Source organism: Vibrio sp. 10N.286.46.A8 (genome assembly GCF_041470165.1).
Classification (GTDB): Bacteria; Pseudomonadota; Gammaproteobacteria; order Enterobacterales; family Vibrionaceae; genus Vibrio; species Vibrio tasmaniensis_A.
On record NZ_JBFRLX010000262.1, the window covers coordinates 2,865 to 3,336 of the forward strand.

The 472-nt window shown below is 39.4% G+C and carries 1 protein-coding gene; it reads left to right on the top strand.

Going from position 1 to position 472, the window contains the following annotated elements; all coding sequences use genetic code 11:
- Positions 1–410: DUF1456 family protein (locus AB4232_RS20875; protein ID WP_372087924.1), on the top strand; the 410-nt coding region annotated here is incomplete at its 5' end.
- Positions 411–472 lie beyond the last annotated feature (62 nt).

The window sequence follows — 472 nt, forward strand, 5'->3', positions numbered from 1 at the left end:
CTATCGAGCAAGCTGATGTGACCGTTGCTCATGACCAAGTGATTAATTGGCTAAAAGACGACAACGACAAGTCATGCTCTACGATGAAAGATAAAGAGTTAGCGGTATTCCTAAATGGTTTTATCAATCTTAAGCGTGGCAAAAAAGAAGGTGTTCAACCTAAACCTGAAGTTGCTCTGACTAACAACATGATTTTCATGAAGCTGCGTATTGCGTTGAACATGAAAGCAGAAGATGTATTAGATATATTAGAAGTGGTAGGCATCAGCCTAAGTAAGTACGAGATTGGTGCCTACTTCCGTAAGCCAGAGAACAAGAACTACAAAGTATGTGAAGACCAACTACTTTGCGATTTTCTAAATGGCGTGCAATTTACTAACCGTCCAGACTCAGAAGAGTTTGCAGGGTAAGTTACTGCCTATTGATACGTTTTCACCAACTATCAATAAATAAAAAGCGGCGAGATAATTTG